The organism is Streptantibioticus cattleyicolor NRRL 8057 = DSM 46488, from assembly GCF_000240165.1.
GTDB classification, from domain to species: domain Bacteria; phylum Actinomycetota; class Actinomycetes; order Streptomycetales; family Streptomycetaceae; genus Streptantibioticus; species Streptantibioticus cattleyicolor.
Genome location: NC_017585.1, coordinates 544390 through 571161 on the forward strand (window position 1 = coordinate 544390; position 26772 = coordinate 571161).

General features: G+C 74.6%; 17 protein-coding genes. 10 read left to right on the forward strand and 7 right to left on the reverse strand.

Going from position 1 to position 26772, the window contains the following annotated elements:
• Genes SCATT_RS30030 through SCATT_RS30050 form a run of 5 tightly spaced genes read right to left on the reverse strand, consistent with a single transcriptional unit; the run spans position 1 to position 15728 of the window.
• A complete protein-coding gene (locus SCATT_RS30030; protein WP_014151633.1) occupies positions 1-873 on the reverse strand; it encodes a TauD/TfdA dioxygenase family protein in 873 nt (290 codons plus the stop codon).
• Positions 874-906: 33 nt separating this feature from the next.
• A complete protein-coding gene (locus tag SCATT_RS30035) occupies positions 907-1602 on the reverse strand; it encodes a hypothetical protein (protein ID WP_014151632.1) in 696 nt (231 codons plus the stop codon).
• On the reverse strand, positions 1565-2614 hold the full coding sequence (locus SCATT_RS30040) for a GSCFA domain-containing protein (protein WP_014151631.1): 1050 nt from the start codon (positions 2612-2614) through the stop codon (positions 1565-1567). Before SCATT_RS30040 ends, SCATT_RS30035 begins: the two co-directional genes overlap by 38 nt.
• On the reverse strand, positions 2611-11718 hold the full coding sequence (locus SCATT_RS30045; RefSeq protein ID WP_014151630.1) for a non-ribosomal peptide synthetase: 9108 nt from the start codon (positions 11716-11718) through the stop codon (positions 2611-2613). Before SCATT_RS30045 ends, SCATT_RS30040 begins: the two co-directional genes overlap by 4 nt.
• Positions 11715-15728 carry a non-ribosomal peptide synthetase gene (locus tag SCATT_RS30050; RefSeq protein ID WP_014151629.1) on the reverse strand — a complete coding sequence of 1338 codons (4014 nt, stop codon included), beginning with the start codon at positions 15726-15728 and terminating at the stop codon, positions 11715-11717. The genes SCATT_RS30045 and SCATT_RS30050 overlap by 4 nt, the downstream gene beginning before the upstream one ends.
• Before the next feature lie 833 nt (positions 15729-16561).
• Between SCATT_RS30050 and SCATT_RS30055 the strand changes: the two genes are divergently transcribed.
• Genes SCATT_RS30055 through SCATT_RS30065 form a run of 3 tightly spaced genes read left to right on the forward strand, consistent with a single transcriptional unit; the run spans position 16562 to position 18866 of the window.
• On the forward strand, positions 16562-16966 hold the full coding sequence (locus SCATT_RS30055; protein ID WP_014151628.1) for a GntR family transcriptional regulator: 405 nt from the start codon (positions 16562-16564) through the stop codon (positions 16964-16966).
• Positions 16963-17889: an ATP-binding cassette domain-containing protein gene (locus tag SCATT_RS30060; RefSeq protein WP_014151627.1), complete on the forward strand. Its 927-nt coding sequence runs from the start codon at positions 16963-16965 to the stop codon at positions 17887-17889. Before SCATT_RS30055 ends, SCATT_RS30060 begins: the two co-directional genes overlap by 4 nt.
• A complete protein-coding gene (locus SCATT_RS30065; RefSeq protein ID WP_014151626.1) occupies positions 17886-18866 on the forward strand; it encodes an ABC transporter permease subunit in 981 nt (326 codons plus the stop codon). The genes SCATT_RS30060 and SCATT_RS30065 overlap by 4 nt, the downstream gene beginning before the upstream one ends.
• 507 nt (positions 18867-19373) lie before the next feature.
• Here the strand turns inward: SCATT_RS30065 and SCATT_RS39915 are convergent.
• Positions 19374-20234: a hypothetical protein gene (locus SCATT_RS39915; RefSeq protein WP_231904929.1), complete on the reverse strand. Its 861-nt coding sequence runs from the start codon at positions 20232-20234 to the stop codon at positions 19374-19376.
• 112 nt (positions 20235-20346) lie between these two features.
• Positions 20347-20754, reverse strand: coding sequence for a winged helix-turn-helix transcriptional regulator (locus SCATT_RS37105; RefSeq protein ID WP_078590575.1), 408 nt, complete (start codon positions 20752-20754; stop codon positions 20347-20349).
• Between the two features lie 105 nt (positions 20755-20859).
• On the opposite strand from SCATT_RS37105, the gene SCATT_RS30075 reads away from it, so the two are divergent.
• From SCATT_RS30075 to SCATT_RS30105, 7 genes are all read left to right on the forward strand, one after another.
• The gene (locus SCATT_RS30075) at positions 20860-21744 is read left to right on the forward strand and encodes an alpha/beta fold hydrolase (protein ID WP_014151624.1); all 885 of its coding nucleotides are present in this window, start codon (positions 20860-20862) and stop codon (positions 21742-21744) included.
• A gap of 42 nt (positions 21745-21786) precedes the next feature.
• Positions 21787-22068: a hypothetical protein gene (locus SCATT_RS30080; protein WP_014151623.1), complete on the forward strand. Its 282-nt coding sequence runs from the start codon at positions 21787-21789 to the stop codon at positions 22066-22068.
• A 231-nt stretch (positions 22069-22299) separates the two neighbouring features.
• A complete protein-coding gene (locus tag SCATT_RS30085; RefSeq protein ID WP_014151622.1) occupies positions 22300-23214 on the forward strand; it encodes an ABC transporter ATP-binding protein in 915 nt (304 codons plus the stop codon).
• 54 nt (positions 23215-23268) lie between these two features.
• Positions 23269-24033, forward strand: coding sequence for an ABC transporter permease (locus SCATT_RS30090; RefSeq protein WP_014151621.1), 765 nt, complete (start codon positions 23269-23271; stop codon positions 24031-24033).
• 34 nt (positions 24034-24067) lie between these two features.
• A complete protein-coding gene (locus SCATT_RS30095) occupies positions 24068-25345 on the forward strand; it encodes a sensor histidine kinase (RefSeq protein WP_042507710.1) in 1278 nt (425 codons plus the stop codon).
• Complete coding sequence (locus tag SCATT_RS30100; RefSeq protein ID WP_014151619.1) at positions 25342-25974, forward strand: response regulator; 633 nt, start codon at positions 25342-25344, stop codon at positions 25972-25974. Before SCATT_RS30095 ends, SCATT_RS30100 begins: the two co-directional genes overlap by 4 nt.
• Before the next feature lie 146 nt (positions 25975-26120).
• Positions 26121-26729, forward strand: coding sequence for a class F sortase (locus SCATT_RS30105; protein ID WP_014151618.1), 609 nt, complete (start codon positions 26121-26123; stop codon positions 26727-26729).
• Positions 26730-26772 lie beyond the last annotated feature (43 nt).

A 26772-nucleotide genomic window follows, 5' to 3' on the forward strand; every position in this document is an offset into this window, starting at 1 on the left:
CTACCCCTGGAGCGGTCCGCCGTTGATGGCGACCCGCTGGCCGTAGCGGGCGAACGGGTAGTAGTCGTAGGTGGCGTGGTGCTGGACGCAGCGGTTGTCCCAGAACACCAGGGTGTTGGGACGCCACCGCACCCGGCAGTTGAGCACCGGGCGGCGGGCGATGAAGTCGAAGAGCATGTCGAGCACGGCCCGGCTCTCGTCGGCGGAGAGCTGCGGGATGCGGGCGGTGTACGCCTTGTTGACGTAGAGCAGCTTGCGGCCGGTCTCCGGGTGGCGCACCACCAGCGGGTGTTCGTTCTTGGGGACCACGTATCCGGCGGGGACCTCGTACCCCTGGAAGGCGACCATGCCGTCGTGGACGGCGGTCATGCCGTCGAGCATGGCGCGCATCGCCGGGGAGAGCATGGCGTAGGCGAGGTGCATGTTGGCGAAGAGGGTGTCGCCGCCGCTGCCGGGCTCGGGGGTCTTCGTGATGTAGAGCATGGAGCCGAGCGAGGGTTCGGCGTCGGCCGTGCCGTCGGCGTGCCAGCCGTTGCCGGCTACGTTGGCGGCCTCCGGTGAGGTGCTGATCTCCAGGATGTACGGGTCGCCCTCGGGCGGCGGCGGGTTGACCGGCCGCAGCTCGCCGAAGTGGCCGGCCAGCCGCTTGTGCTGCTCGGGGGTGATGACCTGGTCGCGGAAGACCAGCACGTGGTGGTCGAGGAAGGCGGCTCTCAGTTCACCGAGTTGCTCCTCGGTGAGTTCCTCGGCGAGGTCGATGCCGGTGACCTCGGCGCCGATGACCGGGGTGAGGGTCTCCACCTCGATGGTGCGGTACTTCCGGGCGGGCTGGGTGGTGATCTGCGCGATGGCGTCGAGTTCGTACTGTTCCACGACTTCCTCCGGTGGGGTGGGTGGGGTGTGCGGTCACAACCCGCGGGCCAGCAGTTCGGCGAGGATCAGCCGGCCGAAGGCGAGGTTTCCGTGGATCTCGTCGTCGGCCTCGCACAGTTCGGGGCGCTGGAGGCCGTCCGCGCCGGTGGTGGTGGCGCGCAGGTCGACCACCTCGGCGCCGGCCTCGGTGACGGCCCGGCGGACGGTTTCCTGGGCCGCCATGAAGACGGCCCGGTCGGCCTGGCCGGGGACACGTTGCGGTGGCATCAGGGCCAGCACCCGCAGGCCGAGCGCGTGGGCGTGCCGGTAGAAGGCGAGCGCGTCGCGGACGGCGGCGCGGACGATGGCGTCGAACAGGGCGCCGTCGAGGAAGGCGGGCGGCAGGGATCCGTCGCGGTCGCGGTAGATGTGCCAGTTCTGGGTGGTGGCGACGAAGTGCGCGGAGAAGCCGAAGGTGGCCACCAGCGGGACGGTCAGCTCGGCGAGCGCGGTGACCCCGAGTTCGCCGAGGAAGCCCCGGTAGTACCCCTCGGCCTCGGGACCGCGGAAGACCACGTCCCTCTCGCGCGGTTCGAAGAAGGCGTCGGTGAACTCCCGTCCGGCGCCGATCGGTCCGCCCTGGAACGGGATGCCGGCCGCCTTCGCCGCCCGGCCGACCGGTCCGGCGTGCGAGTCGCCCAGCAGCAGGAACCTAGCGGGGGCCGTAGTAGTCGAGGACGGCGTCGTCACAGATGTCCCCTCCCTTCAGCGGCCGGACGGGTGCGGTGGACCGGCGCGGTGCCGCGGCGCGGCCGGCCCCGGTGACCGCGGCGATGAAGTGGCGCATCACGAAGGCCACGCCGTCCTCGGTCACGGTGCGCAGGTTGGGCTCGTAGAAGGCGGCACGGAACGGGGCGCCGGTGACGAGTTCGTAGGACGGGAAGTAGTCGACGCCCTCGTCCTCGGCGGCCAACTGCCCGGCCGCCGCGCGCAGTACGGACTTGCTGTAGGTGTTGGCGGTCAGGGCGTGGCCGCCGGTGGCGGTGGCGGTCAGCGGTACCGGTGAGACGGTGAGCAGGAACCGCAGCGCGGGGTTGGCGGCGCGGGCGATGGCGACCGCCTCGGTCAGGTCGCGGTGGACCTCGGCGGTGGTGTGGTTGTGGAAGACGTGACGGGTCTCGTCGAAGGTGCCGCGCACCGTGCCGGGGCAGACGGGCAGCACGGTGCCGTGCCGCCGGTCGAGCCACGCCTCGGTGAGCCCCAGGGTGAACACCAGGCAGCTCGCGCCGGTGACGGCACGGCGGACGGCGTCCAGCGTGGTCCGCCGGGAACGCAGCATCTCCTCGGCGTCGGCGTGTCCTTCGGGTTCCACGCTCGGCCGGTACGGGTCGTGGGCGCGGCCCTGGTCGTACCACGCCTCGTCGGGCGGCGTGGTGTGGCCGAAGGCCCAGGAGAGCCACTGGCGCAGTACGGCGGCGGTGTAGATGTTGCCGGTGCGGAAGGAGAACTCGCCGTAGTGGCGGGCGGTGCGCTGCGCCGCGGTGAGCCCGGGCGGGGCGGGTTCGGCGTCGTACCAGTTGTATCCGGCGGCCAGCAGCGCCGGGCCGATGCGGGCGGCGAAGCAGGAGCCGGCGGTCAGCACCGGGTCGTCCTGGCCGATGGCGAACGCGGGTTCCCACAGGTCGCCGATGTCCTGTGGCTCCGGCTCGGCCACGGCCGGGCGCCAGAACGAGCGCGCCGGCAGCGCCTGGTAGGGGTTCACGGTGTCGCATCTCCGATCGTCGGACGTCGGCGGGTTGACGGGGCGCCCAGGGCCTGGGCGATGGTGTGCGCGTACGGGGGGCGGACGACGCCGTAGTGGTCGGTGCCGAGCCGCTGGTGGCGTGTTCCGGCCGGCAGGTACGGGAGCCAGCGGGCCTGTTGTTCGCCGGGAGTGCCCGGGGAGGGCAGGCCGGGCACCGGGTGTTCGGCGAGCCACAGGGTGCTGGGGGTGGTGGTCAGCGGGCGTATCCGGTGTTCGGCCAGGGCGCGCAGGTTGGCGCGGCAGCGGCGGGCGAGGCGTTCGGCGTACCCCTTGGCGGCGTCGCCGGCGGCGTCCGGGTGGAGGCCGAGTTCGTGCGCGAAGACGGCTTCGAGCTGGCTGTCGTCGTAGCCCTGGAAGAGCGGCCCGGAGCCGGGCGGTGGCGGGTCGACGAGGTGGAGCGCGGCCACCGGGGCGCCGGCCGCCTCCGCCTCGGCGGCCATCTCCAGGGCCACCCAGCCGCCGAACGACCAGCCGGCCAGCCGCAGTCGGCCGGGGTCGCCGGGGAAGCGGGCCAGCAGCGCGGCGTGGTAGCGGCGGGCCCGTTCGGTGAGCGTCCAGTCGGGCAGGGCGGGGTCGCGCAGCGCCGGGTCGGCGATCAGGCAGACGGTCAGCCGCGGGTCGAGCGCGGCCACCAGCGACCGGTACGCCTGGATGTCACCGCCGACCGGGTGCACCAGGCAGAGCACGTCGTCCCCGGTGCCCTCCTGCCACACCTCCGGTGTGACCTCGGAGGAGCCCGCCGCCCCGGTGGCGACCGGTCCGGCGAGCAGGGAGACGATCTCGCCGAGGCTGACCCGGTGGCTGAAGGAGGCGAGGTCGAGTTCGACGTCGAAGTGGCGTTTGACCTCGCTGATGAGGTCGAGCATGGTCAGCGAGTCGGCGCCGAGGTCGTACAGCGGTGCGTCGGGGTCGAGGTGGTCGACGTCGAGCCAGCGGCACAGCCAGTCGGTGAGCAGGCCGGCCGGTGTGGTGGCGGGGCGCGCCGGTGCGGTGGCGGGGGCGGGCTCGGTCGCGGGCGGGGTGTAGAAGACCCGGGACTCCTCCAACTCCGTGACGGAGACGAGCAGTTGGGGCAGGCCCGCGCCGAGGGCCCGGGCGAGGACCCGCTTGCCCTCGGCCACGGTGAGGCCGACGGCGAGGTGGGCCTGGTGGCGGGGGTCGGTGCGGGAGGTGCGCAGCGCCATGCCGGCCTCGCGCCACACGTCCCAGTCGACGGTGACCCGGGTGGTGGCCGTGGTGTCGTCGGGACGGTGGTGGGCGAAGGCGTCGAGGAGTCCGGCGGCGGCGGCGTAGTCGTACTGGCCGACGCCGCCGAGCAGGGCCGACATCGAGGAGCAGTAGACCGCCAGCCGCGGCCGGTGGCGGGCGATCACCTCTTCCATCAGCAGGGCGCCGTCCAGCTTGGCCGCGGTTCCGGCGCGCATCGCGGTGGCGTCGCGGGTGGCGATCAGGGCGCCGGAGGGGACGCCGGCGGCGTGGACGACGGTGTGCAGCCGGCTGGTGTGTCCGGCGATCAGGGCGGCGAGGTCCGGTGCCGGGGTGGTGGCCAGGTCGGCCTCGACGAGGGTGACGCGGTCGGCGTGGCCGGTGAGTTCGTCCGGCAGGCGGGGGGTTCTGGACAGCAGCAGCACGCGGCCGTCGGTGTGGTCCAGCAGCCAGGCGGCGACGGCGGTGCCGATGCCGCCGGTGCCGCCGAGCACCAGGTGGTCGCCGCCGTCGGCGGGCAGGTCGGGCGCGGGGACGGTGGCGGGCACCGGGAGGGTGACCTGGTGCCACCAGTAGCCCTGCCGCAACGCCAGTTCGCGTGCGGTGTCCTGGCCGGCCCCGGCGGTCAGCGCGGCGAGCGGGGCCGCCCAGTCGGCCGGGTCGGCGCCGGGCAGGTCGAGCCAGTGGCCGTCCAACGAGCTTTCCTGCGCGGTCACTTGGGCCGCTCCGGCCAGCAGTCCCAGTTCCGGCCGGCGTACCGGGCCGTCGGCGGGGCGGGCCCGGTACGACAGCCACCACGGGTGCACCGGTGGCGTTCCGGGGCGCGCGGCCACCGCCCGCACCAGGGCGGCGGGGGTGTCCAGGCACGCGTGGCGGGCGCGGTCCAGCGCCTTCGGGCCGACCGGGCCGGTGACCGCGAGCGGCAGCGCGTGCAGCCAGTCGATGCCGTCGGCCCCGGCGTCGGCGACCGCGTCGAGCAGCAGGCGCAGCGACTCGGGGTCGGCCGGGTCGGCCCGGTACTCGTCCTGCCCGTGCCGGGCGAAGGCGTCCGCGGCGACGACCCGTACCACCCGCGCGTACACCTCCTGGAAGGCGTGGACGGCCGGGGCCGGCAGCGGTTCGCCGGTGACGATGACGAGGAGCCGGGTGGTGCGCGGCGCGGTGGTGGCGGCGCGGTGCAGCCGGGCCCAGTGCGGCTGGTGGAGCCAGTCGGACTCGGGGAGGCGGCGGGGGGTGCCGGAGGTCTCGGGGGCGGCGCGCGGGAAGTCGTATGCGGCCAGGTCGAACGCGGGTGGCGGGAAGTCCCACGGGGCCGGCGCCGGGCCGGCGGGCCAGGTGAGGGCCGCCCCGGTCAGCCAGTCGGCGGCCAGTTGGGCGGGGGTGCGTCCGGCGGACGGCAGCGGCGGGCCGGCCGGCTCGACGGTGACCGGGGCGGCCTGGCGCAGCCAGGTCACCGCGGCGGCGGCGTCGGGGCAGACGGCGGCGGCGCGCACGGGGTGCTGCGGGCGGCCCGCCTGGAGGTGGCGCAGCACCCGGGGGTAGTGCTCGGGGTGGCGGGTCAGGTAGTCGGCGACGCGGGCGGCGTCGGCGCGCAGCGCGGCCTCGCTGCGGGCGGAGAGCACAAGGCAGGGCGGTGGTTCGGGGGCCGGTGCGGTGGGTTCGGCGGCTTCCAGGACGAGGTGGGCGTTGGTGCCGCCGATGCCGAAGCTGCTCACCGCGGCCACCCGGTGGCGGCCGGCCGGCCACGCCTGGGCCCGGACCGGGATGTGGAACGGGGTGGGGTCGGGGCCGATCTGGGGGTTGAGGGCGTGGAAGTCGACGTTGGGCGGGATGACCGCGTGGTGGACGGCGAGGGCGGCGCGGACCAGGCCGACCACCCCGGCCGCCGCGCCCAGGTGGCCGATCTGGCTCTTGACGGAGGCGAGGGCGCAGCGCCCGGACTCGGTGACGTCGAACGCCTGGCGCAGCGCGCCGACCTCCACCGGGTCGCCGAGGCGGGTGCCGGTGCCGTGCGCCTCGACGTAGCCGACGTCGGCGCCGGTGCGGCCGGCTCGGCGCAGCGCGGCGCGGATGACCTCGCGCTGTCCGGTGAGGGAGGGGGCGCTGTAGTTGAGTTTGGTGGCGCCGTCGTTGTTGACGGCGGAGCCGGTGATGACGGCGTAGACGGTGTCGCCGTCGCGCCGGGCGTGGCTGAGTGGTTTGAGCACCACGACGCCGGCGCCGCTGCCGCCGATGGTGCCGCTGGCGTCGTCGCTGAACGGGCGGCAGTGTCCGTCGGTGGAGAAGATGTGCTGCGGGCGGTAGTGGTATCCGGCGGACATGCCGGTGTCGATCAGTACGCCGCCGGCCAGCATCAGGTCGGCGTCGCCCTGGCGCAGCAGCCCGGCCGCGAGGTGGACGGCCACCAGTGAACTGGCGCAGGCGGCTTGGGTGGTGAAGGCGGGGCCGGTCAGTCCGAGGTGGTAGGCGGCCTTGGTGGCGAGGAAGTCCTTCTCGTGGTGGATGGCGAGTTGGAAGCGGTCCGGCAGGGCGTCCGGGTCGGCCTCGCGGAGCATGTCCTGGAAGTAGGTGTTCTCGCCGGCCCCGGCGACCAGTCCGACGCGCAGTGCGGCCGGGTCGCCGTAGCCGGCGTGGGCCAGCGCCTCGACGCAGCTCATCAGCAGGTGGCGGTGTTGCGGGTCCATCAGCCGGGCGTCGTGGCGGCTGATCCCGAAGTGGCCGGGGTCGAAGTCGAGCAGCCCGTCGGCCTGGCTGCGGGCGCCGACGACGCCGTCGGGCGCGTCGAAGTGCTCGATGCCGCGGCGGCCGGAGGTGACCAGGTCCCAGAAGGCGGCCAGGTCCCGGGCGCCGGGCAGGCGTACCGCCATGCCGATGACGGCGATCGGCTCGTCGGTGGCGGTGTGGTGGTCGCGGCTGTCTTCGTCCGGTGTGGTGGCGGGGCCGGACAGGAAGCGGGCGAGGGCGCGTACGGTGACGTGTTCGAAGAGGTCGGCGACGGTGAAGCGCAGCCCCAGTTCGGTGACGCAGTGCAGATGGAAGCGCATCAGGCCGAGGCTGGAGGCGCCGGCGTCGAAGAAGGTCTGGTCGGGGCCGATGGGAGAGCCGGTCACGGCCTCGAAGGCGGCGGCGAGTCGGGCCTCCGGCCCGGTGGCGCCGGTCGCGGTGGCCGGGCGGCGGGGCAGGTCGGTGCCGGTGGCGCGCAGCGCGGCGCGCCGGTCGAGCTTGCCGCTGGGGGTACGCGGCAGCGCGGTCAGCCGCCGGTAGCGGTGGACGCGTACGTAGCCGGGCAGCAGCGGTGCCAGGTGCGCGGAGAGGTCGTCGGCGGTGGGCAACGGCCCGTCGGCATCGCGGAGTTGGAGGCAGGCCACCAGCTTGCCGTCGTCGAGGACGACCACGGCGGCCACCACGGCGGGGTGGCGCAGCAGGGCGGCTTCCACGTGGCCGAGTTCGAGGCGGTGTCCGCTCAGCTTGATCTGCTGGTCGTCGCGGCCGAGGTAGTGCAGCAGCCCCTGGCGGTCGAAGCGGGCGCGGTCGCCGCTGCGGTAGTACAGGCCGTCGCCGGGGACCTCGGTGAAGCGCTCGTCGTTGAGGGCCGGGTCGCCGAGGTAGCAGCGGTGTGCCATGGTGCCGCCGAGCAGCAGTTCGCCGGGGCAGTCGGGCGGCACCGGCAGCCCGGCCTCGTCGACCACGCGCAGGACGGCGCCGGTGACGGGGTGGCCGATGGCCGGGCGTTCCGGCCAGCGCATCGGGTCGCCGTCCAGGCACAGCGCGCTGACCACGTGGGTCTCGGAGGGGCCGTACTGGTTGAACAGCTTCGCGCCGGGCAGTCCGGCGAACCAGCGGCGGACGGCGTCGGTGCACACCAACTGCTCGCCGGCGGTGACCACCTCGCGCAGCCGGGAGGGGTAGCGGCCCAGGTGGACGCCGTGTTCGGCGAGGAACTGCAACGCCACGTAGGGCATGAAGATCCGTTCCACGCCGGCCGATTCCAGCGCCTCCAGCAGCGCGGGCGGGTCCTGCCGCCACCCCGGGCGCACCAGGTGCAGCAGGCCGCCCTGGCACAGGGTGCCGAAGATCTCCTGGAAGGAGACGTCGAAGGAGAGCATGGAGAACTGCTGGGTCACCGCCGGGGTGCCGAGGCCGCCGGCGCCCTCCTGCCACTGGAAGAGGTTGCACAGCGTGCGGTCGTGGACCTGGACGCCCTTGGGGACGCCGGTGGAGCCGGAGGTGAACAGGGTGTACAGCGGCCGGGTTCCGTCGTGCGGGGGCACGGCGGGCGCGGGCTCCGTCGACAGGGTGACCGGGTGGCGTACCACGCCGCCCGGGTCCACCTGGGCGAACGCGGCCTCGGCGCCCGGCGGCAGCAGCACGCACACCGGGTCCACCTGGGCGAGGATCTGCCGCAGCAGCGCCGGCGGGTAGGAGGGGTCGAGCGGCACGATGGTCACGTTCAGCCGGGCCAGCGCCAGCAGGCAGACCACGTGTTCCACGGAGGGTTCGAAGTACAGGGCGATCCGGCAGGGTGTGTTGTCGGCGGGCAGCCGGTGGCGGGCGCGCAGTCGCGCGGCGAGCGCGGCGGCGTAGGCGTCCAACTCGGCGTAGTTGGCGGTTCGTTGGCCGTCGCGTACGGCGGGGGCGTCCGGGGTGCGGGCGGCCTGCCGGGCGAAGCCCTCGGCCACCGTGCGGTAGGTCAGCGGGGCGGTGGCGCCGCGGCCGGGCTGGGGCAGGGAACGGCGGTGGGGTGCGACGAGCGTGGCCGGGGTGGCCGGTTCGGGGGCGGCCAGCAGGTCGAGGGCGCGCCGCAGCAGGGCGGCCATCGCCTCGGCGTCGGTGGCGTCGAAGTGGCTGTCGGCGTACTCCCACAGCAGGTCGAGGCCGTCGGCGTGGTCGATCACCGACAAGGTCAGCGGGCACTTGGCCTCGGCGGGCGCCGTCCACAGCGGGCGGGCGGTGCAGCCGGGCAGGGTCAGGGCGCCGAAGTCGGTGTTCTCCAGCACGAAGAGGAAGTCGAAGGGCGTGCTGTCGGTGCCGGGGGCGCGGGCGGCGAGGACGTCGGCGAGGGCCACGTCCTGCCCGTCCAGCACCTCGCCGGCGGCCTGGCCCAGTCGGGTCAGCTGCTCGCGCAGTTCCTCGCCGGGGTCGACGGTCAGCGGCAGCAGCACGGTGTTGGCGAACATCCCGACGCCGGTCTCGAACTGGCGCAGCGGCCGGCCCGCCACGGGGGCGGCGATCCGGGGCCGGGTGCGTCCGGTCACCCCGTATAGGGTCCAGGCGAAGACGGCGAGGAGCAACTGGAAGCGGGTGAGGCCGAGTTGGGCGCAGAGCCGGTCGACGGCGGCGCGGCGGACCACGTCGAGGGTGGTGTGCAGCAGGTGTCCGGCCGGGTGGTCCTGGGGCCGGGCGGCGGGCAGCGGTTCGGCGCCGTCGTCGGAGGTGGTGTAGTGGGCGACGAGCCGGTCGCGTCGGTCCTGGTAGGCGGGGGTGGCGAACCAGTCGGCCTGCCACAGCGCGTGGTCGAGGGGGGTGGGCGCGTCGGCCTCGGTGTCGGGCTCCGCCCCGGTGAGGGCGGCGGCGTAGCCGGTGGACAGGTCCTGGAAGAGGAGCGTCATCGACCAGCCGTCGACCGCGATGTGGTGCAGGTGCAGCAGCAGGACGCCGCCGTCCCGCCCCGGCAGCCAGCAGGCGCGCAGCATGCGGGGCCGGGCGAGGTCGAAGGGGCGGGCGAAGAAGCGGTCGGTGAAGGCCCGTCCGGCGGCGGCGTCGCGCAGCGCCTCCGGGTCGGGCTCGGTCCACGGGTCGTAGGGGTCGCCGACGATCTGCCGCAGGCCCTCCTCGGTGGCCTCGAAGGCGGTGCGCAGCGCGGGGTGGCGGGCCACCAGCGCGCGCAGCGAGCGGCGCAGCGCGGCGGTGTCCACCGGTCCGTCCAGCCGGAACGCCTGGCCGACGTGGTAGGCGCGGGAGCCGGGGGAACGCTGCTGGTGGAGCCAGAGGCGTTGTTGTTCCGCGGTGGCCGGCGCGGTGCGCCGCCCGGTGGGGGCGGGGGGCGCCGGGTACGGGGAGCCGCCGGTGCCGCGGGCGGCTGCGACGGCGTCGGCGAGTTCGGCGAAGTCGGCGCGGAGCACCAGCGGTGCGGGGAGTTCGCATCCCCAGCGTTCGCGGATCCGGTAGCGCAGCCGCAGTGCCTTCAGCGAGTCGCCGCCCAGCGCGATCCACCGGTCGTCCAGGCGTGGCTCGGGGACGCCGAGCACGTCGGCGGCGAGGGCGAGCACCTCGCGCTGCCAGGCGGTGGCGGGCCGGTGTGCGCCGTCCGGGCGCCGCCAGGGCGGCAGTTCGCGGGCGAGCAGCGCGGCCTCGTCGACCTTTCCGTTGGCGTTGCGCGGCAGGGCGTCGAGGCGGTGGACGCGGTGCGGGCGCATGTAGGACGGGAGGCGGGCGGCGAGGTGGCGGTCGAAGTCGTCGAAGGAGAGGGTGTCGTCGGCGACGAGGTAGGCGAGGAGTTCGTTGGGTCCGCCGTCGCCGTCGCGGCGGGTGCACACGTGGGCCTGGCGCACCGCGGGGTGGGCGGTGATCTGCCGTTCCACCTCGCCGGGTTCGATGCGGAAGCCGCGTACCTTGACCTGGCGGTCGGCGCGGCCGACGTAGTCGACGCTGCCGTCGGCGCCGACCCGGACCAGGTCGCCGGTGCGGTAGTGGGGCCGGTGGCCGTCGTCGTACCAGGGCAGGGTGGTGAAGCGGCGGCCGGTCTCCTCGGGCAGGTTGCGGTAGCCGGCCGCGAGGGCGTCGCCGGAGACGAGGAGTTCGGCGACCTCGCCGGGGGCGGCGGTGCGTTCGGTGCCGGGGACGACGAGCACCGCCCCGGTGTCCGGCAGCGGCCGGCCGATCGGCACGGAGTCGCCGGTGAAGTCGCGGGGGATGGGGTGCCACAGCGCGAAGGTGGTGGTCTCGGTGGGGCCGTAGGCGTTGACCAGTCGGGTGGCGGCGGTCGCGTTGTGGTGGTACCAGCGGCGGATCACCCCGGCGTTGAGCCGTTCGCCGCCGATGAGCACCTGGCGGGTCCCGGCGAAGCAGTCGGGGACGGTGTCGGTGACCGCGTTGAACAGGGCGGTGGTGACGAACAGGGTGTGGACGCGTTCGCGCAGCAGGGCGGCGGCGAGCCGGTGCGGGGCCTGCACGTCCTCGTCGGCGAGGACGACGCAGCAGCCGCCGGTGAGCAGCGGCACCCACACCTCGAAACTGAGCGCGTCGAAGGCGGGGTTGGCCAGGCAGGCGTACCGGGCGCCCTCGGGCAGCTCGATCCAGCCGGGCCGGGCCAGCCGCAGGATCCCGGCGTCGCGCACCTCGACGCCCTTGGGGCGGCCGGTGGTGCCGGAGGTGTAGAAGAGGAACGAGACGGGGGCGCCGGTGTACGGCGGCCCGGGTTCGCCCGTCGCGCCGTCCTCGGGGTCGAGCAGGTCGCCGATGCGCAACGCGCGGGTGCCGCCAGGCAGTTCGGCGGGGGCGGTGCCGTCGTGGACGAGGGCGACGCTCGCCGAGTCGGTGAGGATGTGCCGACGGCGGTCGGGCGGGCTGAGGGTGTCGAGCGGGACGACCACGCCGCCCAGGCGCAGGATGCCGAGCATCGCGCAGACCAGCCGCCAGGAGCGCGGCAGGGCGACGGCGACCGCCTGCCCGGGGCGGACCCCGGCGCGGCGCAGCGCCTCGGCGACCGTCGCGCCGGCCGCGTCCAGGGCGGCGTAGTCGAGGCGTCGTTCGCCGTCGGCCACGGCGGGGGCGCCGGGGGTGCGCAGCGCCTGCTCGTGCACCCCCTGGGCCACCCCGGCGAGGTGGCCCGGGTTGTCGGTTCCGGGTCGCATCATGCCTCCAGCGCGGCGGACGGGCCGGTGGGTACGGAGGAGGGGGTGGCGGGCCCGCGGGCCAGTTCGGCCGCGATCAGCTGGGCGATCCTGGGCAGCGCGGCGCTTTCCAGCAGGTCCCAGTGGCCGCAGTCGACCGGCTCGACGGTGAAGCCGCCGTCGGCACGGCGCCGCCAGAAGTCCCGCACCGCGGCCCCTTCCGCCTCGTCGGTGACGTCGGCGGCGGCCTGCACGAACAGCAGCCGGGCGGCGGACGGCCGGGGTTCGAAGTCGCGGGCGGTCGTCCGGTTGTGGTTGTAGATGCGGTGGTAGCGGTCGATCTGGGCGTCGTCGATGCCGGGGTACATGCCGTTGAACCGGACGAGTTTGTCGCGGAACTCGGCGGCGTCGACCGGTTCGATGGCGGCCCGCGCGGCGGCGTCCTCGGTGCCGTGGGTGTCGAGCAGCACCACGGTGACGCTCGGGTGTCCGGAGGCGGCGAGGAGGCGTCCCATCTCGTGGGCGACCAGGCCGCCGTAGGACAGGCCGCACAGCACCAGGGTCTCGTCCGGGCGGGGGGCGACCAGTTCCAGGTAGGTCCGCGCCATCGCCTCGACGGTGGGCAGCGGTTCCTCGCCGGCCTCGATGCCGGGTGACTGGATGCCGCACACCCCGGTGTCCTCGGGGAGCGCGGCGGCCAGCGGCAGGTAGCAGAAGGCGGTGCCGCCGGCCGGGTGGACGCAGACCACGCGCCGCTTTCCGGCGCCGGGCCGGAACTCGATCAGGCTGCCGCCGGCCGGGCGGGATCCGGCGCCCTGCCGCACCCGTCCGGCCTGCGCCTCGATGGTCGGGTGCAGCATGATGTCGCGGATCGGCAGCGGGGTGCCGAACTCCGCCTCGACGGCGTGGGAGAGCTTGATGGCGGAGATGGAGGTGCCGCCGATGTCGAAGAAGTCGTCGCGGACGCCGATGGCGGGGTGGAGCAGCAGCCGGCGCCAGATGCGGTGCAGCGCCATCTCCACGTGGTCGCGCGGGGTGGTGGTGTTGACCTGGGCGGGGTGTGCGGTTCGGGCGAGTTCGCGCAGGGCGGCGCGGTCGACCTTGCCGCTGTGGTTGAGCGGCAGTCGCGGGAGTTCGACGAAGACGGCCGGGATCATGTAGTCGGGCAGCCGCCGGGAGAGTTCGGCGCGCCATTCGTGGGGCGGCCGGGGCTCCGCCGCGCCGCGTCCGACGCCGGCCACCAGGCGTGGCTGGCCGGCCGCGTCCTCGTCGGTGAGGACCACGGCCTCGGTGACCCCGGGCACCTCGCGCAGCGCCGCCTCGACCTCGCCGGGTTCGATCCGGAAGCCGCGCAGTTTGACCTGGTCGTCGCGGCGGCCGAGGTACATCGCGGTGCCGTCGGGCAGCCGGCGGGCGAGGTCACCGGTGCGGTAGAGGCGTTCGCCGGGGAGGAAGGGGTCGGGGAGAAACCTTTCCTCGGTGAGGTCGGGGCGGTGCAGATAGCCCCGGGCGAGGGCGGCGCCGCCGAGGAAGATCTCCCCCGGCACCCCGTCCGGCACCGGTTCCAGGCGCTCGTCGAGCAGGTACATCCGGGCGCCCGGCAGCGGGCGGCCGATCGGGCACTGCCGTTCCAGCGGCCGGAAGTCGTCGTGCACCGTGGCGTAGAGGGTGGCCTCGGTGGGCCCGTAGCCGTACAGCACGCGCAGCCCCGGCAGCAGCCGGCACATGCGGTGCAGGGCGGCCTCGGGGAGCGGTTCGACCCCGGTGAGCAGTTTGCGCAGCGGCAGTCCGGCGAGCCGGGTTTCGGGGTCCTCGTCGATCCACTTGACGTAGGCGGGCGGCAGGAACGCCTGGGTGACGTGGTGTTGGCGCATCCAGTCGAGCAACGCGCGGGGGTCGCCGCGCAGTTCGTCGGGGACGAGGTGGAGGGCGGCGCCGGTGGTGAGCGGCATCAGCAGTTCGTGCACCGAGGCGTCGAAGCCGATGCTCGACCAGGCGGAGGCGGCCTCGCCGGGGGCGGCGCCGATCCGGTGGAGCCAGTGGTCGAAGAGGTTACGGACGCTGCGGTGGGTGACCGCGACGCCCTTGGGCCGCCCGGTGGAGCCGGAGGTGTAGATGACGTAGGCCAGGTGGTCGTCGGTGACCGAGACCCCGGGTGCGTCGGTGCGGTCGCCCTCGGCCTCGACGGCGGTCAGCGGCAGCCAGCCGTCGGCCGGCGCGGCGGCGTCACTCAGGACGAGGACGGGGGCGGCGTCGGCCACCATGGCGGCCAGGCGTGCGGCGGGCTGGCCGGGGTCGAGCGGCAGCCAGGCGGCGCCGGCCTTGAGCACGCCGAGGACGCCGACCACCAGGTCCACGGTGCGTCCGGCGTGCACCCCGACGACCTGGTCGGGTCCGGCGCCGCGGGCGATCAGGGCGTGCGCCAGCCGGTTGGCGCGCCGGTCCAGCGCGGCGTAGTCGAGGCGTTCCCCGCCGGCCACCACGGCGTCCGCGCCGGGCCGGGTGCGTACCTGGGCCTCGAAGCGCTCGACGAGGCCGGGTCCGGCGGACGGGACGGCGGTGTCGCGCGCGGCGCCCGAACGGGCCAGCACCTCCTGGCGTTCCGCGGCGTCCAGCAGGGAGAGTTCGGTCACCGGGCGGTCGGGCTCGGCGGCGAGCTGGGTCAGTACCCGCAGCAGGTAGCGCGCGTACCGTTCGACGGTGGCGTGGTCGAACAGGGCGGTGGCGTAGTCGAGGCTGCCGACCACGCACCCGTTCTCCTCGGCGAGGGCGAGGGCGAGGTCGAACTTGGCGGGGGCGTGCTCGATGTCGAGCGGTTCCACCGTCACGTCCGGCAGCCGGAGTTGGCCGTCGAGCGCCGGGATCCAGGCGAACATCGTCTGTACCAGGGGCGTGTGGGCGGCGCTGCGGGGCGGGTTGACCAGTTCCACCACGCGCTCGAAGGGCAGGTCGACGTGGCGCAGTCCGTCGCGGAGCACCTGGCGTACCCGGGTGAGCAGTTGGCCGCCGGTGGGCGCGTCGGTGAGGTCGACGCGGAGCGCGAGGGTGTTGACGAAGAAGCCGATGATCCCCTTGACGTCGTCGCCGCCGCGGTTGGCGGTGGGGGCGCCGACAACGATGTCCGTCTGCCCCGACAGCCGGGAGAGCAGTATCGACCAGCCGGTGAGGATGGTGGAGTACAGGGTGACGCGGTGGCGGCGGGCGAGGGCGGTCAGGTCGGCGGTGAGCCGCTGGTCGAGGCGTACGGAGACCCGGCCGCCGCGGTAGTCCTGTTCGGCGGGGCGCGGCCGGTCGGTGGGGAGTTCCAGCAGCGGCGGGGCGCCGGCCAGGCTGCGCGTCCAGTGGTCGGCGTGTGCGGCGGGCTCCGGTGAGGCCATCCAGGCGTGCTGGCGGCGGGCGTAGTCGGCGTAGGTGAGGGGCAGCGGCGGCAGGCCGGGGTCCTCGCCGCGCAGTCCGGCGGCGTACAGCGCGCCGAGTTCACTCAGCATCAGCTGCTGCGACCAGCCGTCGAAGACGATGTGGTGGACGGTGACGAGCAGCACGTGGTCGTCGGCGCCCAGCACCACCAGCCGGCCCCGGGCCAGCGGGGCGCGGTCGAGGTCGAACGGGGTGACCGCCTCCTTCCGCACCAGCTCGGCGAGGCGCCGTTCGGCGTCCGGGTCGTCCGCCAACTCCTCGACGGGCAGGGGGAATCCGGTCCCGGGCGGTTCGATCCACTGGACCACCTCGCCGTCCTGGGCGACCAGGCGGGTGCGCAGCGCCGCGTGCCGGGCGGTCAGCGCGTCGAACGCCCGGGCCAGCACGGTGCCGTCCAGCGGGCCGCGCAGCCGGAACGCCATCGGCTCGTTGTACGCCTCGTTGGCGCCCTCCAACTGGGCGAGGACCCACAGGCGTTGCTGGGACATCGACAGCGGGGCGGTCGTGACGCCGTCGGTGCGGGGCGCCGCGTTGTCCGGTGTTCCGGCGTCCGCCGCCGCTGCCGGGCGGTGCCGGGCGGTGGACGTGGTCTGCTGGAAGGTGGGTATCGCCGACAAGACCAACCCTTTCCCCTGGGGAAGGTGATTGCTCGGTTGCGTCACGGTCCGGGGCCCGTGCGGGGACGGGCACGATGGGTGAGGGAGTGCGTCGGAACGGCCGTCGCCGCGGTCGTGCGGTGACGGGGAAATGGGGCAATGCCAATTGACGTCGGCCCGGCCGGTCGTACGGCGGAAGGAAAAATCGCGGTGCCCCCTCCGCGCTCTCCCCGCCGGATGACCAACTGACCGGAGTGGCAAGCGACTTGGGCCACTTGGATCACTTGCGTCACTCGTCCGACGATGATTGGGCAAGTTTTCGATCGTGTCAATGGGTGGCCGATGCACGAGGCGCGGTCCGCCGCAGGTCGGTGCCCGTCCGTACCCGGTCACCTGGTACGGCGGGGTGCCGGCCGGTCGTCCCGGTGGGGTGGTGGCTTTCCTCGTCGGCGGTCGGCGGAATGCCGGGGAGGGTCCGTGGGCGGCATTCGGCGGTGCCATTCGGTGATTCCCCGCGTGGTGCGCCGGAATTCGGCGCGGGATGCCGTTCCGTTGGTTACCGACGGGAACATCGCATCGTCGCCGTACCCCGTCCCGCCCCGGCGTGACAACGCCGGCCGCCCTCGCCGCGCACCCCGGCGGAATACCTCCCGCACCGCAAGAACCGGCGTTCCGGGAACGGCCCCCCGAATCCGGCGGCCACCCCGGGAATTCCGTCCGGGCGCCATTCCCGGCCGCCACGCCCGGTTTCCCGCACCCGGGACCGGCGCGCTGCCCGAACGGGCACCCCGCGCGCCGGGCGGAACCGGCCGCGTAGTACGCTTCCGCTAGTCAACTAGTGGAATGGCGGTAAGGTGATCGAGTACCGCATCGAGCGGCGCGGCGGGGTCCCCGCCTACCAGCAGATCGTGCAGCAGACCGAGCGGGCGCTGCGACTGGGCCTTCTCCAGCCGGGGGACAAACTGCCCACCGCGCGCGAGGTGGTCGAGGCGACGGCGATCAACCCCAACACGGTCTTCAAGGCCTACCGCGAGCTGGAACGCGCCGGCCTGGTCGAACCCCGCCCCGGACTGGGCACCTTCGTGCTGCGCGGGCTCGGCCGGGCCGGGGACCGCGCGCTCCGCGCGGAGCTGGAGGCATGGGTGGACCGGGCCCGCGCCGCGGGTCTGGCCCCGGAGGACGTCACCGCGCTGGTCGGCTCCGTGGTGGAGCAGCGCTACGCGGTCGGCGCCGCCGCCGGGAACGTGGAGCGCGCATGAGGGAGCCGACGGCCCGCCGCACCGCGGTGGAAGCGGTCGGGGTGGGATCGCGCCGACGCCGCAAGCGGGTGCTGGACGGCTGCTCGTTCCGCATACCCACCGGCCGGGTGTGCGGGGTGGTGGGCCCCAACGGTGCCGGAAAGTCCACCCTGTTGGCGCTCGCCGCCGGGCTGCTGCGGCCGGACGAGGGCACGCTGCGGGTGTTCGGCGCGGCCCCGCGGGACGCCGTGGCGCGCGCCGCGCTGGCCTTCGTCGGCCAGGACAAACCGCTCTACCACCGCTTCACGGTGGCCGCGCTGCTGCGCATGGGGCGCGATCTCAACCCCGGCTGGCGCGACGACCTCGCCGAGCGCATGCTCGACCTGCCCGCCTCGGCGCTGCGCACCCGGGTCGGCGCGCTCTCCGGCGGTGAACGCACCAGGGTGGCGCTGGCGCTGGCACTCGGCAAGGCACCCGCCCTGCTGCTGCTCGACGAACCCCTCGCCGACCTCGACCCACTCGCCCGCCGCCATGTGATGGGTGTCCTCCTGGCCGACGCGGTGGAACGCGGCACCACCGTCGTGATGTCCTCGCACGTGCTGGCCGAACTCGACGACGTCATCGACTACCTGCTGCTGGTCGACGGCGGCCGGATCCGGCTCGCCGGGGAGACCGACGAGATCCTGGCGGCCCACCGGCTGCTGGTGGGCCCCGCGGCGGACGGGCCGCCGACCGGCCGGGTGGTCGAGTCCCGCGTCAATGGACGCCAGCGGACCCTGCTGCTGCGCGCCCCGGCGGCCGACCCCGGCCCGGCCTGGCAGGTCGACGAGCCCGGGCTGGCCGAACTGCTCCTGTCCTACCTGCGGTCGCCGCAGGCCCCGCCGCTGCTGACGCCGACCGCGGACACCACGCTCGGCGCCGGACACCCGGGGGTGACGGCATGACACCGAAGATCGTTCCGCTGCGCGTCGTCCGCCTGGCACCGGCCCCCGTCCGTACCCCGCTGCGCGGGCTGTACCGGCTGGTGCTGCGGCAGAACCGGACGCTGGGCTGGGGGGCGGTGGTGTGTCTGGTGGCCGCCGCGGGGTGGGCCGCCCAGGCGCGGTCGGCGACGGCCGCGGCGGCCCGTGAGGTGGCCGCGTTGTGCCCGGTCAGCAGGGCGGCGTGCCCGGCCGCGATGGACCGGCTGATGTCCGCCGCCTCCTCCGCGCAGGGCCTCCAATTCGCCCTGCTGGCGCTGCCGTTGCTGATCGGCATGTTCGCCGGGGCGCCGTTGGTCGCCCAGGAGGTGGAGCACGGGACGCACCGGCTGGTGTGGACCCAGTCGGTCTCGCGGACGCAGTGGCTCACCGCGAAACTGCTGGTGCCGGCGGCCGGGCTGGTGGCACTCTCCACCGGCGCCTCGCTGATCGGGACGTGGCTGCGGGCCGGGGTGCGTCACCACACGCCGCTGAACTACTGGGGCCGGTACCAGGACGCGGTGTACAACACCTTCGGGGTGGTCCCGGTCGCCGCCGCGCTGCTGGCGTTCGCCCTCGGGGTGCTGACCGGCGTGGTGCTGCGGCGCACCATCGCGGCCATGGCCGGCGCCGCCGGGGCCTACGCCGTGATGGCTCTCGCCTTCAACTGGCTGCGCCGTTACCTCCAGCCGGTGCACACCTGGGTGGGCACCGGCGGGTACAACCTCGACGGCGACGTGTGGCTGATCAGCGACGGCGTGGTGATGGCGGACGGGACGCGGGTGCCCTATCCCGAGTGTCCGCCGAGCGGCGCGTGCGAGTCGGCGCCGCGGACCTTCGAGCTGTACCACACCCCGGGGCAGTTCTGGCCGATGCAGTGGACGCAGGCCGCCCTGATGCTGGCGGTCGCGGCGCTCGCCGTCGCCGTCACCTACCGGCTGCTGCACCGCCGGCCGTTCTGAGCGGACGGCGGTGATGTCCACTCCCCCGCCGCTGCCCCGGCGTGCCGCGGTGGCGGCGGCCCCGGCCGCCTTCATGCTCGTCTCCGGGCTGTGGGGCATCGGCCGCCACCACAGCCTGTGGCGGGACGAGGCCGCCACCTGGCAGGTGGCCCACCGCACGGTGGCGCAGATCTGGTACATGTCCGGCCAGGTCGACCTGGTGCACACCCTGTACTACGTGGTGATGCACCAGGTCTTCGCGGTGCTCGGCGACAGCCTGCTCGCGCTGCGGCTGCCGTCGGTGCTCGGCGCGACGGTGGCGGCGGCGCTGACCGCGCGGATCGGAGCGCGCACCGGCGGTCCGCTCACCGGGGTCGCGGCCGGTCTCTTCTTCGTGCTGCTGCCGTCCGCCCAGCACTACGCGCAGGAAGGGCGCTCCTACGCGCTGGTGCTGGCGGGCGCGGCGACGGCGACCTGGCTGCTGGTACGGGCGCTGGACCGGCCGCGCGGGCGGGCGCACTGGGTCTGCTACGGGGTGGCCGTGCTGGTCACCGCGTTGCTCAACTGGTTCTCGCTGCTGTTGCTGCTCGGGCACGCGCCGACGGTGTGGCGGGCGGCTGCGGGGCGGGGCGCGCGGACCGGCTGGGCGGTGTCGTCCGCGGCGGCGCTCGCCGGTGCGCTGCCGTTGGTCCTGGCCAGCCGGGGCCAGGCCGACCAGGTGTCGTGGATCCGTCCGCCGGGTTGGGGGACGCTGCTGACGGTGGGCGCGCCGCTGGTGTGCGGTGCGGTCTGCGCCCGTCTCGCCCGCCGGGGGCCGGGGCGGGTGGCGCTGCCGGTGGTGGCGCTGCCGCTGCTGGCCGCGCCGTCGCTGGCGTTGCTGGCGGCCTCGGCGGTGAAGCCGCTGTACGTGGACCGGTACGTGCTCTTCACCCGGGTCGGGCTGGCGCTGCTGCTGGGGGCGGCGGCTTCGGCCACCGTACGGGCGGCGGCGGCCCGGCGGTACGAGCGGCCGTGGCTGCTGGTCCCGATGACGGCGGCGGCCGTGGTGCTGGCGCTGCTGCCGGTGGCCCGGCGGGAACGGACGCCCGCCGCGCGGGTGGACGACGTGCTGGCCGCGGCGGCGACGGTGGCCCGGGTGTCCCGCCCCGGCGACGGCGTGGTCTTCGTCCCGGCCGCCCGGCGCGACACGAAGCTGGTCTCCCCGCGTGACTTCGCCGGCCTGGACGATCTCGCGCTGGAACGCGGCCCGGTGGCCTCCGGCACCCTCAAGGGCGAGGAGGCGCCGCCGGACCGCGTCCGCGCCGCGATGCTCGCCCGGCCCAGGATCGTCCTGGTCACCGACGCCCGCTCGGTCACCCGCCCGGCGCTCTCCCCGGTCGACCGGGTCAAACTCGCGGTGCTGCGGGGCGACTTCACGCGCGGCGCCGACACGGAGGTCAACGGCCGCCGCGTGACGCTGTACGTGCGCCGGGACGGGCTGAACGGCATACCTGACGCTACGTCAGTCGTCCGCCACCGGCTCGCTGTACCCCCGGTTGGCCCGGTCGACCTCGGCCATGTGCTCCTCGGCCCAGGCGCGGACGGCGGCCAGCGGGGCGTCGAGGGAGAGGCCGAGCGTGGTGAGCCGGTAGAAGACGGCGGGCGGGACGGTGGGCTCGACCCGGCGGTGGACCAGGCCGTCCCGGGCCAGGGCGCGCAGGGTCACCGAGAGCATCTTCTGCGACACCCCCGGCATCCGGCGCCGCAGCTCGGCGAAGCGCAGTTCGCCCGGGGACGCCTCGGCCAGCACCTTGACCGCCATCGACGTCCACTTGGTGCCGATCCGGTCCAGCAGCCGGCGGGTCGGGCAGTCCGGGTCGAAGAGGTCACCGCGCGCGCCGCCGGGGACACGTCCGTGCCGGGAGGTCACCTGGAGCTCACCACCTGTCGGGAAAGTGCCTTCTTGGCTCCCCGACCCTAGCCACCTACCGTCAGCTTGTCACCTTTGGTTACCGCCACAGAGCTGGAGATACCCATGACCGCCACCTCCACCCACCTCGTACCCGGGGTCGAACTGCGCCGCGTCCCGGTCGGCGACGTGACGCTCAACGTGGCGCTCGCCGGCAACGGCCCGGCCGTTCTGCTGCTCCACGGGTTCCCGCACACCTGGCGGCTGTGGAGCCGGGTCATCGGCCCGCTGGCGGCGCGGCACCGGGTCATCGCGCCCGATCTGCGGGGGTTCGGCGCCAGCGACCGGCCGACGGACGGCTACGACGCGGCGACCCTCGCCGGTGACGCCGAACAACTGCTGGCCGCGCTCGGCGAGACCTCGGCATCGGTGGTGGCCATCGACGCGGGGGTGCCCGGCGCCTTCCTGCTCGCGCTGGGCCGCCCCGCACTCGTCAGGCGGCTGGTGCTGATGGAGTCGCTGCTGGGCACCCTGCCCGGCGCCGAGGGCTTCCTCGCCCACGGCGCGCCCTGGTGGTTCGGGTTCCACGCGGTGCCCGGCCTCGCCGAGTCGGTGCTCACCGGCAACGAGGAGCGGTACATCGGCTGGTTCCTCGACGCCGGCACCCTCGGCGACGGCGTCCCCGACGACATCCGCGCCGACTTCGTCGCCGCCTGCACCGGCGGCGAGGCGCTGCGCTCCGCCTTCTCGTACTACCGCGCGCTGCCGGAGTCGGACCGGCAACTCCACCGCGCCACCGCGACCGGGCGGCTCACCATGCCCGTCATGGCGGTCGGCGCCCACCCGGTCGGCGACACGCTGTCCCGGCAACTGGCCCCGCTCACCGATGATCTGACGTCACATCAGCTGGAGGACTGCGGCCACATCGTCCCGCTCCACCGGCCGCGGGCCCTGCTCGACCTGGTCGTACCGTTCCTGGGCGCGGAGGCCGAGCCGGCGGCGGACCGATAGAGTCGATCTTGCTCAATGTTCCACACCCGAAGGGGGACCCCGATGCGCCGACGCTTCGCCGCGCTCGCCGTCAGCGCGCTGCTGGCCGGCGGCACCGTGGCCGTCACCGTGCCCGTCACCTCGGCCACCGCCGCCACCGTCACCTGCGACCCGGCCCACATGCGCCAGCAGATCGCCCAGCTCAAGGCGAAGGCCGCCCGGCTGAAGCACGAGGGCGAGTACGCCGCCGCCAAGCGCACCCTCGACCAGGCCAACTCCCTCCAGCGCAAGCTCGACGCCTGCCTGGCCGCCGAGGACAACGCCGCCAAGCCGTTCCCGCGCTAACCCCTCCACCGGCACCGACGGCCACCGTCCGCACCCACGCGGACGGTGGCCGTCGCCGTTCCCGCATCCGGCCGCGCGCCCTGCGGCACACCACCCCCCATCAACCGATCGGTTGATGCCCGCATCGGCCAGCACGCCGCGCGAACACACCTCGCCGGTCGATCCGCCACCCGGGCCCGGCACGGGACGCTGAGGGCGAACGAAGTCCCCGAGCGGCGAGGAATGCGGACAGTGGCGGTCATCGAGGTCGAGCACCTGCACAAGCGGTACGGCGACGACATCGCGGTGGACGACGTGTCGTTCACCGTCGAGGAGGGCGAGATCTTCGGCATCCTCGGCCCCAACGGCGCCGGCAAGACCACCACCGTCGAGTGCCTGTCCGGGCTGCGCACCGCCGACGCCGGCCGCGTCCGCGTCCTCGGCTTCGACCCGGTACGCGACCGGGACGCGCTGCGCCAGGTGCTCGGCGTCCAACTCCAGGGCGGCGGGCTCCCCGAGAAGCTCACGGTGCGCGAAGCGCTGGAGCTGTACGCCTCGTTCCACCGCGACCCGGCCGACATCACCTCGCTGATGAGCCGGCTCGGTCTGGCCTGGAAGGCCGACGCCCGCTACCGCAAGCTCTCCGGCGGGCAGCAGCAGCGGCTGGCGATCGCGCTGGCCATGGTGGGCAAGCCCAAGGCGGTCGTCCTCGACGAACTGACCACCGGACTCGACCCGCACGCCCGCCGGGCCACCTGGGACCTGGTGCGCCAGGTCCGCGACACCGGGGTCACCGTGGTGCTGGTGACCCACTTCATGGAGGAGGCGGAACGGCTCTGCGACCGGGTCGCCGTGATCGACTCGGGCCGGGTGGTCGCCGAGGACACCCCGGCCGGACTCGCCGCCCGGGCGGGCCGCCGGCAACGCCTGCGCTTCCGGCCGTCCGCCCCGCTGGACGAGGCGTCGCTGCTGGCGCTGCCGGAGGTCGCCGAGGTGCGCCGGGACGGGCCGCGGATCGAGATCGACGGCACCGGGAACCTGGTGCAGGCGGTGACCTCGCTGCTGGCCCGCCGCCAGATCATCGCCGCCGACCTGCGGGTCGAACAGGCCACCCTGGACGACGCGTTCATCGCGCTGACCGGCCGCCCCGCCACGCCCGGCGACTGACCCGCACCCCGCGCCGACGACCACCGCTCCACCCCACGACCACCGGGAACCGAGATGACCGCACCGCTGACCCTGCCCCCGCTGCGGATGACCCGCCGGGGCTTCCGTACCCTGACCGCCGTCCAGGCCAAACTGCTGCTGCGCGAACCCGCCGCGCTGATCTGGCTGTTGCTGCCGGTGGTACTGCTGGTGATCTTCGGCAACATCCCCGGCTTCCTCACCCCCCAGACGTCCCTGCACGGCAAGCGGGTGATCGACGCCTACGTGCCCACCCTCGCCGCGATGGTGCCGCTCTTCCTCGGCTGCACCGCGCTGCCGATGACGATGGCCGGCTACCGCGAGAAGGACGTGCTGCGCAGGCTGTCGGTGAGCCCGGTGCCGGCCCGCGGGCTGCTGGCCGCGCTGGTCACCGTGATCGCGGCGCTGGCGGTGGCCGACGTGGTGGTGATGGTCGCCATCGGGGTGCTCGCCTTCGACGTCACCGCGCCCGCCGACCCGGCCGCCGTACTCGCCTCCTTCCTGCTCGGCGGCGCCGCCGTGCTGGCGCTGGGGCTGATGGTGGCGGCGGTGGCCCGCAACAGCGGCATCGCCAGCGCCCTCGGGGTGCCGATGATGGTGGTCAACTTCTTCTTCAGCGGCCTGTACTTCCCGCTCGACGAGATGCCGCGACTGCTGCGCGCCGTCGGCGAGTTCGTCCCGTTCGGCGCTGTGATGGACGCCTGGGCCGGGTACGGGCCGCTGTGGCGGCACCTGCTGGTGCTGGCCGCCTGGACGGTCCTCGGCAGCGTGGTGGCCTCCCGTACGTTCCGCTGGGAGTGACCCGGGTGGCACCTGACGAGCGCGGGCGGGGACGATGGGTGGCGTGACACAGGACCTCCCGGACAGCCTGCTCGGCCGCGTCCAGCGCCATCTGCCCTACCTCGGCCTCGCCCTCTCCGCCCTGCTGGCCTGCGCGCTCGGCCCCAGGACCACCGTCCGGCTCACGGTGGTCCTGGGGCTGACGGTGGCGGCGGCGCTGTGGTACGGGCTGATGCGCGTGGCGTACCCGGAGTCGGTGCGGCGGCCGGTGAAGGCGATGGTCTTCTACACCGGACTGCTCCTGCTCATCACGGCGCTGGTGGTGCTCAGCCCGTTCTTCGGTTTCTTCGGCTTCACCGGCTACCTGCACGTCGGCGTGGTCCCCCAACGGCTGCGCCCGGCCGGGATCGTGGTGATCGCCGCGTTGATGGCCACCACCCAGATCGGCGGGGTGGGCAACCTGCACGGCCCCATGCTCGGGCTGTACGCCGCCATGGTCCTGGTCAACATCCTCATCGCCGGCGCCATCACCTACCAGAGCATCGAGGAGGACCGGCGCAGCCGCGCCCGCGCCGAGCACATCGGCGAACTCGCCGAGGCCAACCGCAGACTGCGCGAGATCATGGCGGAGAATGCCGGCCTCCACGCCCAACTGGTCGCCCAGGCCCGGGAAGCCGGCGTGCTCGACGAACGGCAGCGGATGGCCGGCGAGATCCACGACACCATCGCGCAGGGGCTCACCGGCATCGTCACCCAGCTGGAGGCCGCCGAGCGCTTCGACGACGACCCCGCGCGCCGGGCCCGCCACCGGGAACAGGCGCTGCGGCTGGCCCGGGAATCCCTCGCCGAGGCCCGCCGTTCGGTGCGCGCGCTGCGCCCCGGACCGCTCGCCGAGGCCCAACTGCCGGATGCCGTCGGCGACCTGGCCGACCGCTGGTCCCGGACGACCGGGACACCGGTGCGGTTCGAGGTCTGCGGCACCCCGGTGCCGCTGCCGACGGCGCTGGAGGTGGTGCTCTTCCGGGCGGCCCAGGAAGGGCTCGCCAACATCGCCAAGCACGCCGGTGCCTCCCGCGCCGGGCTCACCCTCTCCTACACCCACGAGGTGGTGATGCTCGACGTGCTCGACGACGGGGCCGGGTTCGCCGCCGGACCGGACGGCGCGGCCGGTCGCCCGGACAGCTACGGGCTCACCGCGATGCGCCAGCGGCTGCGGCAGGTCGGCGGCCGGCTGGAGATCGAGAGCGCCCCCGGCGAAGGCACCGCGATCAGCGCGTCCGTACCGGCCCTGCGGGTGCGGCCGGCCGCCGCGCCGGGGGACAATGCCGCGTGACCATACGCCTGCTGATCGTCGACGACCACCCCATCGTCCGGGACGGCCTGCGCGGTGTCTTCGACGGCGACCCGGACTTCGAGGTGGCCGGCGAGGCGGGCGACGGCGCCGAAGGCGTGCACCGCGCCCTCGCCCTCGGGGTGGACGTGGTGCTGATGGACCTGCGGATGCCCGGCACCGGCGGGGTCGAAGCCATCGGCCTGCTGCGGGAACGCGCCCCGGACATCCGCGTCCTGGTGCTCACCACCTACGACAGCGACGCCGACGTGCTCCCCGCCATCGAGGCCGGGGCCACCGGCTACCTGCTCAAGGACGCCCCGCGCGAGGAACTGGTGCGCGCGGTACGCGCCGCCCACCAGGGCCAGGCCGTCCTCGCCCCCACCGTCGCCCAGAAACTCCTCACCCACATGCGCCGCCCCACCACGGCCCCCGAACAGCCGCCCACCGACCGCGAGTTGGAAGTGCTGCGCCTGGTGGCCGCCGGCACCACCAACAAGGACGCCGCCCGACGCCTCTTCATCAGCGAGGCCACCGTCAAGACCCACCTGCTCCACCTCTACGCCAAACTGGGCGTCCGCGACCGCGCGGCGGCGGTCGCCGAGGGGTACCGCAAGGGGCTGCTGAGCTGACGGCAGGCGGGGTCCGCGTCGGCGCCGGTGCGGCCGGGCTGCGCCGCCGGATCGCGGCGGGTGCGAACCGGTAGTCGTCGGTCGTCGTTCCCGGTGCGGGCCGGTGCCGCCGGTCCGCACCGGGTGGATCCCTGGGAGTCACCCTCATGCGCTCTGTCTTCTCCCGGTCGGTGGCCGTGGTGTGTCTGGCCGCCGCCCTCGGGGCGGGTGCGGTCGGCTGCGGCTCGTCCACGCCCGTCGCGCGCCCCGCCGTCACCCCGGCGTCCGCCGCACCACCCGCCGCCGCCGCGAGCGCGACGCCCCTGCCCCGTTCCGAACCCGTCCGGGTCGCCATCCCGGCAGCGGGGGTGGACACCGGTCCGCTGCTGAAGCTGGGGCTCAACGCGGACGGCACCGTACAGGTCCCCCCGGTGCCGCAGGCCGACCGGATCGGCTGGTACACCAGGTCGGTCACCCCGGGCGAGACCGGGCCGTCCGTCCTCATCGGCCACTACGACACGGTCGACGGCCCGGCCGTGCTGCGGGACATCGCCAAGGTCAGGGTCGGCGACCGCATCACGGTGACGCGGGCGGACGGCACCAAGGCGGTCTTCGCCGTCCGCGCGATCCAGGAGGTCGCCAAGGACGACTTCCCCACCCGGCGGGTCTACGGCGACACCGCCCGCCCCGAGCTGCGGCTGATCACCTGCGGCGGTGACATCGTGGGCGGCCACCGCCCCGACAACGTCATCGTCTACGCGGACCTGGTGCGCTGACCGGCGGCCCGGGTCGTCGCCCGCGACCGCCCGGTGCACCCTG

Excerpts from the sequence above, each read along its gene's own strand:
- SCATT_RS30045 (WP_014151630.1), bottom strand. The coding sequence starts at position 11,718 with ATGATGCGACCCGGAACCGACAACCCGGGCCACCTCGCCGGGGTGGCC.
- SCATT_RS30060 (WP_014151627.1), top strand. The coding sequence starts at position 16,963 with ATGAGGGAGCCGACGGCCCGCCGCACCGCGGTGGAAGCGGTCGGGGTG.
- SCATT_RS30065 (WP_014151626.1), top strand. The coding sequence starts at position 17,886 with ATGACACCGAAGATCGTTCCGCTGCGCGTCGTCCGCCTGGCACCGGCC.
- SCATT_RS30075 (WP_014151624.1), top strand. The coding sequence starts at position 20,860 with ATGACCGCCACCTCCACCCACCTCGTACCCGGGGTCGAACTGCGCCGC.
- SCATT_RS30080 (WP_014151623.1), top strand. The coding sequence starts at position 21,787 with ATGCGCCGACGCTTCGCCGCGCTCGCCGTCAGCGCGCTGCTGGCCGGC.
- SCATT_RS30090 (WP_014151621.1), top strand. The coding sequence starts at position 23,269 with ATGACCGCACCGCTGACCCTGCCCCCGCTGCGGATGACCCGCCGGGGC.
- SCATT_RS30095 (WP_042507710.1), top strand. The coding sequence starts at position 24,068 with ATGGGTGGCGTGACACAGGACCTCCCGGACAGCCTGCTCGGCCGCGTC.
- SCATT_RS30105 (WP_014151618.1), top strand. The coding sequence starts at position 26,121 with ATGCGCTCTGTCTTCTCCCGGTCGGTGGCCGTGGTGTGTCTGGCCGCC.